General features: G+C 68.2%; 11 protein-coding genes. 7 read left to right on the forward strand and 4 right to left on the reverse strand.

The window, feature by feature from the left end; all coding sequences use genetic code 11:
• Positions 1-18 precede the first annotated feature (18 nt).
• Positions 19-639 (reverse strand): helix-turn-helix domain-containing protein, encoded by a 621-nt coding sequence (locus BUR94_RS07250; protein WP_074255546.1) that lies wholly within the window; start codon positions 637-639, stop codon positions 19-21.
• A gap of 67 nt (positions 640-706) precedes the next feature.
• Here BUR94_RS07250 and BUR94_RS07255 point away from each other — a divergent pair, with 67 nt between their 5' ends.
• Genes BUR94_RS07255 through BUR94_RS07265 form a run of 3 tightly spaced genes read left to right on the forward strand, consistent with a single transcriptional unit; the run spans position 707 to position 4084 of the window.
• Positions 707-2167: a class I adenylate-forming enzyme family protein gene (locus BUR94_RS07255; protein WP_074255547.1), complete on the forward strand. Its 1461-nt coding sequence runs from the start codon at positions 707-709 to the stop codon at positions 2165-2167.
• 52 nt (positions 2168-2219) lie between these two features.
• Positions 2220-2864: a DsbA family oxidoreductase gene (locus tag BUR94_RS07260; RefSeq protein WP_074255548.1), complete on the forward strand. Its 645-nt coding sequence runs from the start codon at positions 2220-2222 to the stop codon at positions 2862-2864.
• Positions 2861-4084 carry a multidrug effflux MFS transporter gene (locus BUR94_RS07265; protein WP_245794401.1) on the forward strand — a complete coding sequence of 408 codons (1224 nt, stop codon included), beginning with the start codon at positions 2861-2863 and terminating at the stop codon, positions 4082-4084. The genes BUR94_RS07260 and BUR94_RS07265 overlap by 4 nt, the downstream gene beginning before the upstream one ends.
• A gap of 7 nt (positions 4085-4091) precedes the next feature.
• Here BUR94_RS07265 and mfd read toward each other — a convergent pair whose 3' ends face one another.
• Positions 4092-7535 carry a transcription-repair coupling factor gene (gene mfd, locus BUR94_RS07270; protein ID WP_074255549.1) on the reverse strand — a complete coding sequence of 1148 codons (3444 nt, stop codon included), beginning with the start codon at positions 7533-7535 and terminating at the stop codon, positions 4092-4094.
• Positions 7536-7640: 105 nt separating this feature from the next.
• Positions 7641-8156, reverse strand: a complete 516-nt coding sequence (locus BUR94_RS07275) for a component of SufBCD complex (protein ID WP_074257622.1) — start codon at positions 8154-8156, stop codon at positions 7641-7643.
• 142 nt (positions 8157-8298) lie between these two features.
• Here BUR94_RS07275 and hemB point away from each other — a divergent pair, with 142 nt between their 5' ends.
• The 3 genes from hemB (at position 8299) to BUR94_RS07290 (ending at position 12385) form a co-directional block, all read left to right on the forward strand.
• On the forward strand, positions 8299-9300 hold the full coding sequence (gene hemB, locus BUR94_RS07280; protein WP_074255550.1) for a porphobilinogen synthase: 1002 nt from the start codon (positions 8299-8301) through the stop codon (positions 9298-9300).
• A gap of 159 nt (positions 9301-9459) precedes the next feature.
• Entirely contained in the window at positions 9460-10020 is a 561-nt protein-coding gene (locus tag BUR94_RS07285) for a lipid-binding SYLF domain-containing protein (protein WP_074257623.1), read from the forward strand.
• Positions 10021-10216: 196 nt separating this feature from the next.
• Positions 10217-12385, forward strand: a complete 2169-nt coding sequence (locus BUR94_RS07290; RefSeq protein ID WP_074255551.1) for a DEAD/DEAH box helicase — start codon at positions 10217-10219, stop codon at positions 12383-12385.
• Between the two features lie 6 nt (positions 12386-12391).
• On the opposite strand, the gene BUR94_RS07295 is transcribed toward BUR94_RS07290, so the two are convergent.
• The gene (locus BUR94_RS07295) at positions 12392-13264 is read right to left on the reverse strand and encodes an NAD(P)-dependent oxidoreductase (protein WP_074255552.1); all 873 of its coding nucleotides are present in this window, start codon (positions 13262-13264) and stop codon (positions 12392-12394) included.
• Positions 13265-13344: 80 nt separating this feature from the next.
• Between BUR94_RS07295 and BUR94_RS07300 the strand changes: the two genes are divergently transcribed.
• Positions 13345-15807: a penicillin acylase family protein gene (locus BUR94_RS07300; RefSeq protein ID WP_074255553.1), complete on the forward strand. Its 2463-nt coding sequence runs from the start codon at positions 13345-13347 to the stop codon at positions 15805-15807.
• The last annotated feature ends 1 nt before the right edge of the window (position 15808 follow it).

The raw sequence follows: 15808 nt of genomic DNA on the forward strand, positions 1-15808 counted from the left end.
GGCGCCCGCCCCCTGACCTCAGACCAGAGACGTGACCCAGAGGATGGTGGCATCCTCGTCGCTGACCGACACCACGTTGTGGCCCATGGTGGCGTCGTAATAGGCGCTGTCGCCCCGCCGCAGCTCCACCGGCGCGTAGAACTCGGTGTAGAGCGTGATCACCCCGGTCAGCACGTAGAGAAACTCCTCGCCGTCGTGGCGGACCCAGCCGGAGAACTCCTCCATCCGGCGGGCACGGATGCGGGCGCGGTAAGGCAGCATCTTCTTTTGCGTCAGCTGTGAGCCGAGCAGGTCGTGCTCATAGGTGGGGGTAAGCTGGTGGTCGCCCTCGCCGGCCTTGGTGATCGCCATCCGGCCGTTGACCTTTTCCTCGGCCGGGGGCGTGAAGAGCTGGGGCAGCGAGATCTTGAGGCCCTCGGCGAGCTTTTTTACCGCGTCATAGGTGGGCGACATCTGGCCGTTCTCGATTTTCGACAGCGTCGAGCGGGCAAGGCCTGCCTGGCGGGCGGCCTGCTCGAGCGTCCAGCCCTGCGCGGTGCGCAGGCTCCGCACCCGCTCGCCCAGATCGAGCGGCGCGGCCTCGGCCTGCTGACCGCTTTCCCGCGCGATGCGGATCAGGCTCTTCGGGTCGTTTCCCATGGATCGCCGGTTTAGGGGCGCGCGGAGGGCCTTGCAAGCGGGCTCGGGGAGGGCTAGCAGAATTCACATGCTGGCCCCCTGCCCCTCTCCCTTCAACATGGCCGCCTATGTGCTTGAGGCCGCGCGGGAAAACCCCGGCAAGACGGCCCTGGTGATCGCCGGACCGGCGAAGGCGCAGCGGTGGCGCTATGGCGAGATCCGGGCCCATGTGGCGGCGATTGCGGCCGGGCTCCTTGGCCATGGCCTGCAACCCGGCGACCGGGTGCTGCTGCGGCTGGGCAACACGGTGGAATTTCCGCTGGCCTATCTGGGCGCGCTCTGGGCCGGGCTGGTGCCGGTGCCCACCTCCGCCGCCCTGACCGTGCCCGAGATCACCGCCATCGCCGCCGACCTGCGCCCGGCCCTGGTGATCGCCGGCGCGGAGGTGCCGCTGCCCGCGCACCCTGCCCCGGTGCTGCCCGAGGCTGCCCTGCACGAGATGGAGGGCGAGGTGGCGCCGCAGATGGGCGACCCGGAGCGGCTGGGCTACGTCATCTACACCTCCGGCACCTCCGGCAGGCCGCGGGGCGTGATGCATGCGCATCGCGCCGTCTGGGCGCGGCGGATGATGTGGGAGGGCTGGTACGACCTGCGCGAGGACGACCGGATGCTTCACGCCGGCGCCTTCAACTGGACCTATACGCTGGGCACCGGGCTGATGGACCCCTGGGCGCGCGGGGCCACGGCCGTGATCCCCGCCGCCGGGGTCAAGCCGGAACAGCTGCCGCTGCTGATGGCTCGCCATGACGCCACGCTTTTTGCCGCTGCACCCGGGGTTTACCGGCAGATGTTGAGGCAGGTCCCCGAGATCCGTGCGCCGAAGCTGCGGCATGGCCTGTCTGCGGGTGAGAAGCTGCCCGAGGCGACCCGCACGGCCTGGACGGCGGCGACGGGCACGGAGATCTACGAGGCGCTCGGCATGTCGGAATGCTCCACCTATGTGTCGGGTAGCCCGGCACGGCCCGCGCCCGAGGGGGCCAGCGGATACCCGCAGCCGGGACGGCGGATCCGGGTGGGCGAGGACGGGCACCTGGCCATTCACCGCAGCGATCCCGGCCTGATGCTGGGCTATCTCGACGCACCCGAGGAGACCGCGGCCCGCCATGACGGCGACTGGTTTCTGACCGGCGACACGGTGGCGGAGGGGCCGGACGGCGCCATCACCTACCTGGGGCGCAACGACGACATGATGAACGCGGGCGGCTACCGGGTGTCGCCGCTGGAGGTGGAGGCCGCGATGACGGACCACCCCGGCATCATCGCCGCCGCTGCGGTGGAGGCCGAAGTGAAGCCCGGCACCACGGTGATCCGGTGCTTCTATGTCGGACCGGAAGGCATTGATGAATCGCATCTTTCCGATTTCGCCGCCAGTCGGCTCGCGCGGTACAAATGCCCTCGCGTCTTCACCCGGATAGAGGCGCTGCCCTCCAACGCCAACGGCAAGATCAACCGGACGCTCCTGCGCCACCGGCCTCTCGACCCTGCGTAGACGCACTGCTTTCGCTCTTTTCCCCGCGCGCGCGGCGTGACAAACCACTCCCATGATCAAGCTCGACATCTTCTCCGACCCGATCTGCCCCTGGTGTTTCGTCGGCAAGACCCTGCTGGACCGCGCCCTGGCGGAGGCACCGCAGAACCCGTTTACCATCGAGTACCACCCGTTTCAGCTGAACCCCGACATGCCCAAGGGCGGGATGGACCGGCGCAGCTACCTGGAAGCCAAGTTCGGCGGCAAGGAGCAGGCGGTGAAGGTCTATGGCCGGATTGCGGAGGCGGCCGAAGAGGCCGGGCTGATGCTGAACCTGGCCACCATAGAGCGCACGCCGAACACGCTCGATGCTCATCGGGTGATCCATTGGGCCGGTCTGGAGCAACGGCAAATCCCTGTAGTTTCAATGCTCTTCGAAGCATACTTCATGCAGGGGCGCGATATCGAGGACCCGGAGGTTCTGGCCGATATCGCGGATTCCGCCGGCTGCGATGCCGCCGTGATCCGCCGCCTGCTGGAGAGCGATGCCGATGCCGATGACATCCGGGCCCGCGACGCCCATGCCCGCGAACGCGGCGTCACCGCGGTGCCGACCCATATCATCGCCGGTCAGCACGTGGTGCCGGGGTCGCAGCCGCCGGAGCTGTGGCTGAAGCTCATCGAAGAGATCAACGGCCAGATCGGAACGCTTCGGTGAGCCTTTCCGAGCGCGCGGCGGCCGGGGGCAAGCTGAGCCGCACCGAGTTTACCGCGCTCATGGCGATGCTCTTCGCCACAATCGCCTTTTCGACCGACGCGATGCTGCCCGCGATGCCGACCATCGTGGAGGAGCTGACCGCCGATGCGCCGAACCGGGCACAGCTCATCATCACCTTCTTCATGCTGGGCATGGGGATCGGCACGCTGGTGACCGGCCCGCTCTCCGACGCCTATGGCCGCAAGCCCACCATCCTTGCCTGCGCCGGGCTCTACATCGGCGGCTCCCTGCTCGCATGGGCGGCGCCCACGCTGGAGCTGCTCCTGGCCGCGCGGGTGATCCAGGGGCTCGGGGCCGCGGGCCCGCGAATCGTCGGGCTGGCCATCGTGCGCGACCAATACGCGGGCCGGGAGATGGCCAGGTTGGTAAGCTTCATCTTCCTGGTGTTCTCGCTCTTTCCGGCCGTTGCGCCGCTGATCGGCCAGGGCATCATCGCGGCGTTCGGCTGGCGCGCGATCTTCCTGATGTTCGTGCTCTTCATCGGGGTTTCGTCGCTCTGGCTCCTGCTGCGTCAGCCCGAGACCCTGCCGCATGAGGCGCGCGTGCCGTTTCGGGCGGGGCCGCTCTGGCAGAACGTGAAGACGGTGATCTCCGACCGGACAGTGCGCTTTACCATCGCCGTGCAAATCTTTATCTTTGCACAACTTCTCACGATCCTCTCCACCACCCAGCCGGTCTTTGACGAGGTCTTCGGCAAGGCAGACAGCTTTGCGCTCTGGTTTGCCGTGATCGCGCTTTGTGCCAGCACCTCGAGCTTTGTGAACGCGCGGTTCGTGATGACGGTGGGCATGCGGGGGATGGTCATCCGGGCCCTGGTGGGGGTGGCTCTCATCAGCATCTCCGCGCTCGTGATCACGCAGTTCACGCCGCAGGCCTCCACCGCGCATTTCGTGGTCTACCTGATCTGGGTCATCACCCTCTTCTACCAGATGGGCCTGACCATGGGAAACCTGAACGCCCTGGCGCTCGAGCCGATGGGCCGGCTCGCGGGCACCGCGACTTCGGTGATCGGGTCGGTCAGCACCGCCTTCGCGGTGGCCGTCGGAACGCCCATCGGGCAGTTCTTCGACGGCACGACGACGCCGCTCATCCTGGGCTGCCTGATCTCGGGCCTCATCGCGCTCGGGATCATGCTCTGGATGGGAAATCCCGACAAGTAGCAGGCGCTTACGCCTTTGCCTTCACCTTGTCGGCCAGGTCGCGGGCGATCGCATAGGCGCCCTTGATCTTGTCGCTGGCCTTCTCCCAGTCGCGCCGGACCACGAGCTTGTTGTCGCGGATCTTCGCCATGCCGTTCTGCGCCTGGATGAACTCCACGAGGCCGGCCGGGTTGGCGAACTTGTCGTTGTGGAACTGCACGGTGCCGCCCTTCGGCCCGCCATCGAGCTTGGAGATGCCCGCGCGCTTGCACATCGCCTTGATGCGGACGATCAGCATCAGGGTGTTCACCTCTTTCGGCAACGGGCCGAACCTGTCGATCAACTCGGCGGCAAAGCCCTCCAGCTCGACCTTGGTGGTGAGCGACGACAGGCGGCGGTAGAGCCCCAGGCGCACATCAAGGTCGGGCACGTAAGCCTCTGGAATCAGGACAGGAACGCCAAGGTTGATCTGCGGGGCCCATTGACCGTCGTCATCTGTCAGCCCGTCGAACTGGCCGGACTTGATGCGCGCGATCGCGTCTTCCAGCATCGACTGGTAAAGCTCGTAGCCCACTTCCTTCACATGGCCCGACTGCTCCTCGCCCACGAGGTTGCCGGCGCCGCGGATGTCGAGATCCTGGCTCGCAAGCGTGAAGCCGGCGCCGAGGCTGTCGAGAGAGCCCAGCACCCGCAGGCGTTTTTGCGCGCTGTCGGTGAGCGGCATGCGGGGGCGCGTGGTGAGATAGGCATAGGCGCGGGTCTTGGCGCGGCCCACCCGGCCCCGGATCTGGTAGAGCTGGGCCAGGCCGAACATGTCGGCGCGGTGCACGATCATGGTGTTGGCGGTCGGGATGTCGAGGCCCGACTCGACGATGGTGGTGGCCAACAGGATGCCGAACTTGCCGTCGTAAAAGGCGTTCATCTTGTCGTCGAGCTCGCCCGCCGCCATCTGGCCATGGGCCACCACGTAGCTGACCTCGGGCACATGGGTTTTCAGGAAGTCCTCGATCTCGGGCAGGTCGGTGAGGCGCGGCACCACGTAGAAGCTCTGGCCGCCGCGGTAGTGCTCGCGCAGGAGCGCCTCGCGGACGGTGACCGCGTCGAACTCCGACACATAGGTGCGGATGGCGAGGCGGTCGACCGGCGGCGTGCCGATGATGCTGAGGTCGCGGACGCCGGTGAGCGAGAGTTGCAGCGTGCGCGGGATCGGGGTGGCGGTGAGGGTCAGCACGTGGATGTCGGAGCGCATTTCCTTCAGCCGTTCCTTGTGCCCGACCCCGAAGTGCTGCTCTTCGTCGATGACGAGCAGGCCCAGGTCCTTGAAGCGGATTGTCTTGGCCAGCACGGCATGGGTGCCGATGACGATATCGACCGTGCCGTCGGCCAGCCCCTTGCGGGTGTCGGCGGCCTGCTTGGCAGACACGAAGCGGGAGAGCTGGCGCACCTTGAGCGGAAAGCCCCGGAACCGCTCGGCGAAGCCCTTCGCGTGCTGGCGCGCGAGCAGCGTGGTGGGGGCGATGACGGCCACCTGCTTGCCCTGCATGGCCGCAACGAAGGCCGCGCGCATGGCAACCTCGGTCTTGCCAAAGCCGACATCGCCGCACACGAGCCGGTCCATCGGGCGGCCGGCTTCGAGATCTTCCAGCACCTCCGCGATCGCCTTCAGCTGGTCGTCGGTCTCGGTATAGGGGAAGCGGGCCGAGAACTCCTCCCAGGCGTGGGGGATGGGCTCGAGCACGGGCGCCTTGCGCAGAAGCCGCTCGGCGGCGGTGCGCATGAGCTTTTCGGCGGCGATTCGGATGCGCTCCTTCAGGCGGGCCTTCTTGGCCTGCCAGGCGCCGCCGCCCAGCTTGTCGAGCAGGCCCTCCTCGTGGCCGTAGCGGGAGAGCAGCTCGATGTTCTCCACCGGCAGGTAGAGCCGGGCGGCTTCGGCATATTCGAGGTGGATCATCTCGTGATCGGCGCCGAGCGCGTTGACCACCTCGAGGCCCATGTAGCGGCCGACGCCATGGTCGACATGCACCACGAGGTCTCCGGGGCTGAGGCTTTGCGCCTCGGTCAGAAAGTTGTCGGCCCGGCGCTTGCGCTTGGGCGCGCGGATGAGCCGGTCGCCCAGCACGTCCTGCTCGGATATCACGGTGAGGCCCGGCTCGGTGAAGCCGTGCTCCAGCGGCCAGATCGCGAGAAAGACGCCGCCCTTGCCCTCCGGCACGTCGCGCCAGTCGGTGATCGGGGTGGCGCCGTCCAGCCCCTCGTCGGCCATCAGCCCCGCGAGCCGCTCGCGCGCGCCCTCGGAATAGGAGGCGATCACCACTTGCCCCTGCCGGCGCTGCGCCTCGACATGGGTCTTCAAGGCGCCGAAAAGGCTGAGGTTTTCCTGCTGGCGCTCGGGCGAGAAGTTGCGGCCGATCCGGCCGCCCGCGTCCAGCACGCCGGGCCCGGTGCTCTGCGGCAGCGGCGAGAGCTGGATCACCCGGCGGCCCTGCATCTCCGCCTCCCAGGCCGCATCGTTCAGGTAGAGGCCGGCGGGCGGTGCGGCCTTGTAGCTGCCGCCGAGCCGGGCCTTGGAGCTGGCCGCCTCGCGGCGGTTGTCGTAGCTATCGGTGATGCTCTCCCACCGGGCGAGCCGGGCCGGCGTGAACTGGTCGTCCAGCATCACCGCGGCCTCGGGCAGATAGGTGAAGAGCGTATCGAGGCGCGCGTGGAAGAGCGGCAGCCAGTGCTCGAAGCCGGCGTGCTTGCGGCCCGCGCTCACCGCCTCGTAGAGCGGATCGTCGGAACCGGCGGCGCCGAACTCGATCCGGTAGTTCTGCCGGAAGCGGGTGATCGAGGCCTCGTCCAGCACCACCTCGGAGGCGGGCGAGAGCTCGATGCGGGTGAGCTTTTCGGTCGTGCGCTGGGTGACCGGGTCGAAGCGGCGGGCCCCGTCGAGGATATCGCCGAAGAGATCGAGCCGCACCGGGCCGCCCTCGCCCGGCGGAAAGATGTCGATGATGCCGCCCCGAATGGCAAAGTCGCCAGGCTCGAGCACGGTGGGTGCTTGGGAAAAGCCCATGCGGACGAGGAAGCTGCGTAGCGCATCTTCGTTCACCTGCTCGCCTACGGTCGCCACGAAGCTGGAGGCCGCCACGAGCGCCTTCGCCGGCACCCGCTGGGTCGCCGCGTTGAGCGTGGTCAGCAGCACGAAGCGGCCCGTCATGCCGCCTGCAAGCGCCGAAAGCGTGGCCATCCGGCGGGCCGAGATGTCAGGGTTGGGCGAGACCCGGTCGTAGGGCAGACAATCCCAGCCGGGAAACTCGATGACCGGCACGCCCGGCGCGAAGAAGGCCAGTGCCGCGCGCATCTCGGCCAGGCGCTTGTCGTCGCGGGCGCAATGCACCACGGGCGCGCCGCGCTCCAGCTCGCGGGCGATCAGGAGGGCGTCGAATCCCTCGGGCGCGCCGCCCAGGGTTATGCGCGTCGTCTCTCTCATCAGGAGGCTCCAACTACCCCGCCGGGGGCCGAAGTCAACCTGCCCCCTCTTCTTGGTCCAAATACCTCGGGGGTGTGGGGGCAGCGCCCCCACTCCGCCCCCGCCTCAGATCGCGCCGATCGAGAGGTTCTGCCACATGCCCCACATCGCGGTGACGAAGATCGAGAGCATGCCGATCACCTGCGTGGTGAACCGGTGGCGGTGCATCCGGCCATAGAGGCCGTCGCCATCGGCGGCGCGGATGCCGCGGGCGCAGCGCACGCCCAGGCCCAGCACCAGGCTCATGGGGGCGGCCAGCAGGAACACGGCCTGGCTGAACTCGGAGCCATACCAGAAGCCGATGATCGCCAGCGACGTGAGTGTGAAGAAGACGATGCCGATGAGCCAGAGCCCGGCCTGGTCGGCGATGTAGAGGATGCGGTTGACGTTGACCCGGACCATGTCGTGCAGGTCGGCCTCGGCTTCGCCGCCCTGGCGCCTTGCCCGTTGCACCAGATCCCAGGGCACGCCGAGCACGAAATGCGAGGAGGTCGACCAGACGACGGCGAGGGCGATCCAGTACCACAGGTTCGAGAACGACCGCATGTCGATCAGCTCGAAGACGGTGTCGTACCAGTCCAGCACCTGTATCTGCCCCTCTGGCCCGTTGCGGCCCCTTGTCGAAGTTCGCGCAATCTAGCCGCATGTGCAGGGAATGGAAGCCTTGTCGCGGCGCAAAATCCGTGGCACGGCGCAGTCTGTGACTGAAAAGCGAGGTTCTCCCATGCGCCCCACCGTCGCCCCCTACCCTGCCGCCCGTTTGCGGCGCACCCGGACGAGCCCGGCGATCCGCGGGCTGGTGCGCGAAACCACGGTCACCGCCGACGATCTGATCTGGCCGGTGTTCCTGCGCGACGGCGCGGGAGAGCGCACCGCCGTGCCCTCCATGCCCGGCGTGGAGCGGCTGACGGTGGATCTCGTGGCGGAGGCGGCTCAGGAGGCGGCCGAGCTGGGGATCCCGGCGATCTGCCTGTTTCCCTACACCGGCCCCGAGGCGCGCACCGAGGATTGCGCCATGGCCTGGGACCCCGAGAACCTGACCAATCGGGCGATCCGCGCGATCAAGGCCGCCGCGCCGGAGATTGCCGTGATGACCGACATCGCGCTCGACCCTTACAACATCAACGGCCATGACGGCTTCGTGGTGGGGGGTCAGATCGTCAACGACGAGACGGTGGAGGCGCTGGTGAAGATGGCGCTGGCCCAGGCCGAGGCGGGGGCCGATATCCTCGGCCCCTCCGACATGATGGATGGCCGGATCGGCGCGATCCGGACGGCGCTGGAGGCGGCGGGGCATCGCAACGTGTCGATTCTCAGCTATGCCGCCAAATACGCCTCGGCCTTCTACGGGCCGTTCCGCGATGCGGTGGGGGCCTCCGCCGCGCTGACCGGCGACAAGAACACCTACCAGATGGACCCGGCCAACAGTGACGAGGCGTTGCGGACGGTCGCACGCGACCTCGCCGAGGGCGCCGACATGGTGATGGTCAAGCCCGGCCTGCCCTATCTCGATATCATCCGCAGGGTGCGCGACACCTTCGGCGCGCCCACCTTCGCCTACCAGGTGAGCGGCGAATACGCGATGATCGAGGCCGCCGCCGCAAACGGCTGGATCGACGGCGAGAAGGTGATGGTGGAGAGCCTGATGGCCTTCAAGCGCGCGGGCTGCATGGGGGTGCTGACCTACTTCGCCCCCCGGATGGCGCGGCGGCTGAAGGCGGGGTGAGGGTGCGGTGGTGCGCAGGCCGCGCTCCGGACCCCGCTTTGCGGGCCATTTTCCGCCCATATGACCTCAACTTGTGGTGACAAGCCGCCGCGCACCCCCTATAGATGGGCCAAACCGGCGCAAAACAGCCGGATCGAGGCATAAGGACAGGCGGATATGATGAGCAAACTCCCCAATCGACGTGTATTCCTTGCCGGGCTCGGCGCGACCACCGTGCTTTCGGCCTGCGGCAATGGTGTAGGCACCAACAACGGTGCAAAGATCGACGCCCGGGTGGACAGCACGCGGAACTACCTGTTCTCGCGCTACCCCGGCACTGCGGATCTCGAGGCAAAGTCTGCTGGCGTGCTCTACATGCCGTTGGTCACCAAGGCGGGCTTCGGGGTGGGGGGCAGCTACGGACGCGGCGCGCTGCGGATCGACAATGCGACGGTCGATTACTACGCCGCGCTTCAGGCCAACTTCGGGCTCCAGATCGGCGCCCAGCAATATGCCCATGCGCTGTTCTTCATGACGCCCGCGTCCCTGCGCGACTTCCGCACCTCCACGGGGTGGTCGGTGGGCGCCGATGCGGAATACGCGCTGAACGACAATGCCGGCAACCTGAGCGCCGAGACGCTCACGGCGCTGGCCCCGGTCATTGCCGTGATCTTCGGCCAGGCCGGGCTGATCCTCGGGGCGACGCTGGAAGGCACAAAATACAATCGGATCATCCCCTGAACGGGTGGCCACAAGACCGACCTCAAGGGCACCCTTCGGGGTGCCTTTTTTCTTTGCCGTGGGCCCATCTCCCCGGGCCGAGGCGAGGTGCGGGAGAGTGCTGCCACGCGGAGCCCTGCGCCGAATTGCGCTATACAGCGGCTGCCGCTGCCTGTAGAGAGCGGCGCTTCAGCCCCTCTCTTGCCGGACACCCCTCGTGAAACAAGCCCTTGCCGATGCCATAGCCGACCGTGGCTACACCACCCTGACCCCGGTGCAGGAGGCGGTGAGCGACCCTCGGCACGCGGGCGCGGACATGCTGGTGTCGGCGCAGACCGGCTCGGGCAAGACGCTGGGCTTCGGGATCGCCATCGCGCCGACGCTGCTGGGCGAGGCGGAGGTGTTCGAAGCCGCGGAGGCCCCGCTGGCGCTGGTGATCGCACCGACCCGCGAACTGGCTTTGCAGGTGAAGCGCGAGCTGTCATGGCTCTATGCCAAGGCGGGCGCCGTGGTGGCCTCCTGCGTGGGCGGGATGGACATGCGCGACGAGCGGCGGGCCCTGGCGCGCGGCGCGCATATCGTGGTGGCCACGCCGGGCCGCCTGCGCGACCATATCCTGCGCGGCTCGATGGAGATGCAATCCATCCGCGCGATCGTGCTCGACGAGGCCGACGAGATGCTCGACCTGGGCTTTCGGGAGGAGCTGGAGTTCATTCTCGGTGAAGCGCCAGAAGAGCGGCAGACGCTGCTCTTTTCGGCCACGGTGCCGCCTGCGATCGAACATATGGCGAAGAGCTACCAGCGCGAGGCCGTGCGGATCGAGACCAAGGCCGAGGCCTCGCAGCATGCCGATATCGAGTATCTTGCCATGGCGGTCGCCGAGGCCGACCTGGAGCATTGCGTCATCAACGTGCTGCGCTACTACGAGGCACCCAACGCCATCGTCTTTGCCAACACCCGCGCCACAGTGGGCCGGATCACCACGCGGCTCGCGAACCGGGGCTTCAAGGTGGTTGCGCTCTCGGGCGAGCTTTCGCAGCAGGAGCGCACCAATGCGCTGCAGGCCATGCGCGACGGTCGGGCGCGGGTCTGCGTGGCCACCGATGTGGCGGCGCGGGGCATCGACCTGCCCAATCTCGACCTCGTGGTGCATGCCGAGTTGCCGGGCAGCCATGAAACCCTGCTGCACCGCTCGGGCCGCACTGGCCGCGCGGGCCGCAAGGGCGTGAGCGTTCTGGTCGTCACCCCGCGCAGCAAGAAGAAGGCGCTGCGCGTGCTGGGCATGGCGCAGCTCACCGCGCAGTGGGCCGAGCCGCCCTCGGCGGAGGCGGTGCAGGCCCGCGATGCGGAGCGGATGCTCGAAGACCCGGTGTGGGAGGAAGCCCCGCGCGAGGAGGAGGTCGAGGCGATCGGGCGGCTGGTGGAACGTTTCAGCCCCGAACAGCTTGCGGCGGCTTTTCTGCGCAACTACGCGACCCAGCATTCCGCGCCCGAGGAGCTTTCGGGGGGCGATCTCAAGCCGCGGCCGCGCGAGGAGTTCGGAGCCTCGGTCTGGTTCTCGGTGAGCCAGGGGCGGAACCAGGGGGCCGAGCCGCGCCGGTTGCTGCCGATGCTCTGCAAGGGCGGCGGGCTGACGCGGGACGACCTTGGCGCCATCCGGATCGGGCCGGACGAGAGCTATGTGCAGGTGCGCGAGGGCGCGGTGCAGCGGCTGATCGACCACCTGGGCGAAAGCATGGCCGTGGAGGGCAGCACCCGACTTGCGCGGGTTGACGGGGTCCCCGACGGGTTGGACCGGCCTGCACGTGGCCCGAAACCGGGGCCGAAGCCCGAGCGGAAGGGCAAGTTCGAGAAGCCGGCCAGGCCACGGCGAGAGCCGCGCCCGGAGCGCGACGCGCCAGCGGAGGAGCGGGCCGAGGCCCCTGCCCCGCAGCCTGCGCCTGAGGTCACGCCCGAGGCCGCGCTGAAGGTTGCAGCCGAGCCGATGCGCGAAGAGAGCAAGCCGCCGCGCAAGCCGCGCCATGGCGCACCCTCGACGGGCTATCGCGCCGGGGCATCGGACCCGAGCGCGCCGATGGGCGCACCGCGCCGCAAGGGGCCGCCGCCGCCTGCGGGCAAGCCTTCAAGCAAGAAGAACCGGGCGCGGGCTGCCGAGGGCGGCGAAACCCCCCCCTACCGCAAGGACGGCAAGCCGGGCGGAAAGCCTGCGGGCAGGTTCGGTGGCAAACCGGGCGACCGGCCTGCGGGCAAGTTCGGCGGAAAGCCGGGTGGAAAGCCCGGCGGCAAGCCGGGTGGAGGCTTCAGCGGCAAACCGGGCGGCAAACCTGGCGGGCGTCCGGGTGGGAAGCCCGCCGGGAAGTTCTCGGGGCCGAAGCGCGGAAACTGAACGCGGTCAGTCGAAGGCCTTGAGGCGCTTGATCAGCGAGGAGGTATCCCACCGCCCGCCGCCCATCGCCTGCACGTCCTTGTAGAACTGGTCGACGAGGGCGGTGACGGGAAGCGCCGCGCCGATCTCGTTGCCGGTCGACAGGCAGATGCCGAGATCCTTGCGCATCCAGTCCACCGCAAAACCATGGGAGAAGTGGTCGTCGACCATGGTCTGGTAGCGGTTGGCCATCTGCCAACTGCCTGCCGCGCCATCCTTGATGACTTCCACCACGGCCTTGGCATCGAGGCCCGCCTTCTGGGCAAAGGCTATGCCCTCGGAGAGACCCTGCACGAGACCGGCGATGCAGATCTGGTTGACGCATTTGGTGAGCTGGCCCGCCCCGCTCTCGCCCATGCGCTGGCAGTTCTTGGCATAGGCGGCGATGATCTTTTCGGCGCGGTCGTAAGCGCCCTCGTCGCCGCCGCACATCACCGCAAGCGCGCCGTTCTCGGCACCGGCCTGCCCGCCGGAAACCGGTGCATCGACAAAGCTTACCTGGCCCTTGTCGGCGACGGCATACATCTCGCGGGTGACGGCGGCACTGACGGTGGTGTGATCGACGAAGACGGTGCCGGCGGTCATGGCGGCCAGGGCGCCATCCTCTCCGGCGCAGACGGCGCGGAGGTCATCGTCATTGCCGACGCAGGCCATCACGAAATCCTGGCCGCTGGCGGCCTCGGCCGGAGTTCGAGCGGCGGTGCCGCCGTGCTCGGCCACCCATTTCTCGGCCTTCGCGAAGGTGCGGTTGTAGACCGTCACCTCGTGGCCGGCTTTCACCAGATGTCCTGCCATGGGGTAGCCCATGACACCAAGTCCGAGAAATGCCACCTTCGCCATGTCTTTATCCTCCCGCGGGGTTCCATTACCTTGGCTTCCTGATTACCCCGCAGGGGCAGAAGGTCAACCGAGGGACAGATATGGCGCGCATCTTTCGCTGGCTTCTGCGGATCGTGACGGCGGGTTTGCTGACGGCTTTCCTGGTGGCCTGCGTGACCTACTACCTCGCCTCGCGGTCGATCCCCGATTACAGCGCGCGGCTGTCCGTGGCGGGGCTCGCCGGGCCGGTGGAGATCGTGCGGGACAACGCCAATGTGCCACATATCTTCGGCTCGACCGACGAGGACGTGTTCTTTGGCCTCGGGTTTGCCCATGCCCAGGACCGGCTCTGGCAGATGACGATGTCGCGGCGTGCGGCGCAGGGGCGGCTTTCGGAGATCTTCGGGGTGCGCACGGTCAAGACCGACGAGCTGCTCCGCCGGTTCGGGCTCTACGAGGCGGCCTCGGCCTCGGTCTCCTCGCTCGATGCCGAGACACGGGCGATGCTGGAGGCCTATTCGGCGGGGGTGAACGCCTGGATCGCGACTGTCAACGAGGGGGCGCTGGGCCGGGGTGCGCCGGAGTTCTTCTTGTTCTCGCGCGAGATCGCGCCGTGGCGGCCTGCCGATACGGTCGCCATGGGAAAGATCATGGCGCTCCAGCTCACCGGCCAGCTGCAGGAAGAGGTGCTGCGGGCGCGGGTCTCGCTGCAACTGCCCGAGCCGCGGCTGGCCGATATCCTGCCCGACGTGCCGGGCCCCGGCACCGCCGCCCTGCCCGACTATGCGAGCCTCGTGCCGATCGGCGAGCCGCCCGCGGGCTGGACGCAATATGCGCTGGACCCGCTCTCGCCGGTGAAGCCACGGGCCTTTGCGGGTGCCTCCAACGCCTGGGCCGCCGCACCCAAGCGCTCGGCGGCCGGCAAGGCGCTCCTGGCGAATGACCCGCACCTGGGGTTCACCGCGCCGACGGTGTGGTACCTGGCGAGAGTCGAGCTTTCGACCGGCGGGGTGATCGGGGCGACCATTCCGGGTATTCCCTTCATCCTGTCGGGGCGGTCGGATGCGCTGGCCTGGGGGATAACCTCGTCCTACCTCGACGATCAGGATGTGTTCATGGAGGAGCTGAACCCGGCCAATCCGCAGGAATACCGCACGCCGACGGGCTGGAAGGCCTTCAGCACCAAGAGCTCGATCATCGAGATCAAGGGTTCCGAGCCGATCACCATCACCCTGCGGCGCACCGAGAACGGACCTGTCTTGCCGGGCTCGCACTACAACCTCGACAAGGTCACGCCGGGCGGTCACGTGGCGTCACTGGGGTGGACGGCGCTCTCGCCGCGCGACACCTCGATGCAGGCCGCGCTCGGGCTCCAGAGGGCCAGGACCATCGAGGAGGCCATCGACGCGATGGAGCTCTTCATCGCGCCGGCGCAAAACCTGACCATCGCCGAGCCGGGCCGGGTGGCCCTGAAGATGGTGGGCGCGATGCCCAACAGGAACCCCGGCCATGCCAGCCAGGGGCGGATGCCGGCGCTGGGCTGGCGGACCGAGAATCGCTGGGCCGGCCGCATGCCCTACGAGAAGAACCCGACCTTCATCGACCCGGTGGGCGGCATCCTCGGCAACACCAACAACAAGACGGTCGATCGCCCCTTCCCGGAGCATGTGAGCTTCACCTGGGGCGATACCCAGCGGATCCAGCGCTGGACCCGGCTGATGCAGACCCGCGAGGTGCACACCCGCGAGAGCTTCATCGACGCGCAGCTCGACACGGTGAGCGTGACCGCGCGCACCCTGCTGCCGCTCATTGCCAAGGACCTGTGGTTCACCGGCGAGGCCGCGCCCGAAGGCACGCCGGAACGGCAACGGCAGAGGGCGCTGGAGCTCCTGGCCAACTGGAACGGCGAGATGAGCGAGCATCTGCCGGAGCCGCTGATCTTTGCCGCCTGGCTGAAGCACCTGCAGAACCGGCTTGTCCGCGACGAGCTGGGGCCACTATCGGTGGAGTTCGCCCACCCGGAACCGCTGTTCCTGGAGCGGGTCTTCCGCGATGTCGACGGGGCGGCGGTGTGGTGCGACGTGGCGCAGTCGACGGCGCAGGAAACCTGCACCGACATTGCCCGGATCGCGCTCGACGAGGCGCTGCTCTGGATCGGCGCGAACTACGGCACCGCGCTGGAAAGCCTGCGCTGGGGCGACGCGCATGAGGCCCTGCACGATCATGCGGTGCTGGGCGAGGTGCCGGTGCTGAAATGGATCGTGAACATCCACCAGAGCACCTCGGGCGGCGACTTTACCCTGCTTCGGGGCCGCACCAAGGGCAGCGACCCGGACCCCTATTCCAACGTCCACGGCGCGGGCTATCGCGGGGTTTACGACTTTTCGGACCCCGACAGCTCGGTCTTCATCACCGCCACCGGCCAATCGGGGCATCCGCTTTCGCGGCATTACGATGACCTGGGGGCGCTGTGGCGGCGGGGCGAGTATATTCCGATGTCGCTCGATCCGGCGCTGGCGCGGGCGGCCAATGTGGGCGTGACGGTGCTGACGCCGGCGGAGTGAC

It is taken from the genome of Vannielia litorea, assembly GCF_900142295.1.
Taxonomy (GTDB): domain Bacteria; phylum Pseudomonadota; class Alphaproteobacteria; order Rhodobacterales; family Rhodobacteraceae; genus Vannielia; species Vannielia litorea.

What these genes read in the sequence shown, in the direction of transcription:
- BUR94_RS07250 (WP_074255546.1), bottom strand. Translation starts at nt 639, where the DNA reads ATGGGAAACGACCCGAAGAGCCTGATCCGCATCGCGCGGGAAAGCGGT.
- BUR94_RS07255 (WP_074255547.1), top strand. Translation starts at nt 707, where the DNA reads ATGCTGGCCCCCTGCCCCTCTCCCTTCAACATGGCCGCCTATGTGCTT.
- BUR94_RS07260 (WP_074255548.1), top strand. Translation starts at nt 2,220, where the DNA reads ATGATCAAGCTCGACATCTTCTCCGACCCGATCTGCCCCTGGTGTTTC.
- mfd (WP_074255549.1), bottom strand. Translation starts at nt 7,535, where the DNA reads ATGAGAGAGACGACGCGCATAACCCTGGGCGGCGCGCCCGAGGGATTC.
- hemB (WP_074255550.1), top strand. Translation starts at nt 8,299, where the DNA reads ATGCGCCCCACCGTCGCCCCCTACCCTGCCGCCCGTTTGCGGCGCACC.
- BUR94_RS07285 (WP_074257623.1), top strand. Translation starts at nt 9,460, where the DNA reads ATGAGCAAACTCCCCAATCGACGTGTATTCCTTGCCGGGCTCGGCGCG.
- BUR94_RS07295 (WP_074255552.1), bottom strand. Translation starts at nt 13,264, where the DNA reads ATGGCGAAGGTGGCATTTCTCGGACTTGGTGTCATGGGCTACCCCATG.
- BUR94_RS07300 (WP_074255553.1), top strand. Translation starts at nt 13,345, where the DNA reads ATGGCGCGCATCTTTCGCTGGCTTCTGCGGATCGTGACGGCGGGTTTG.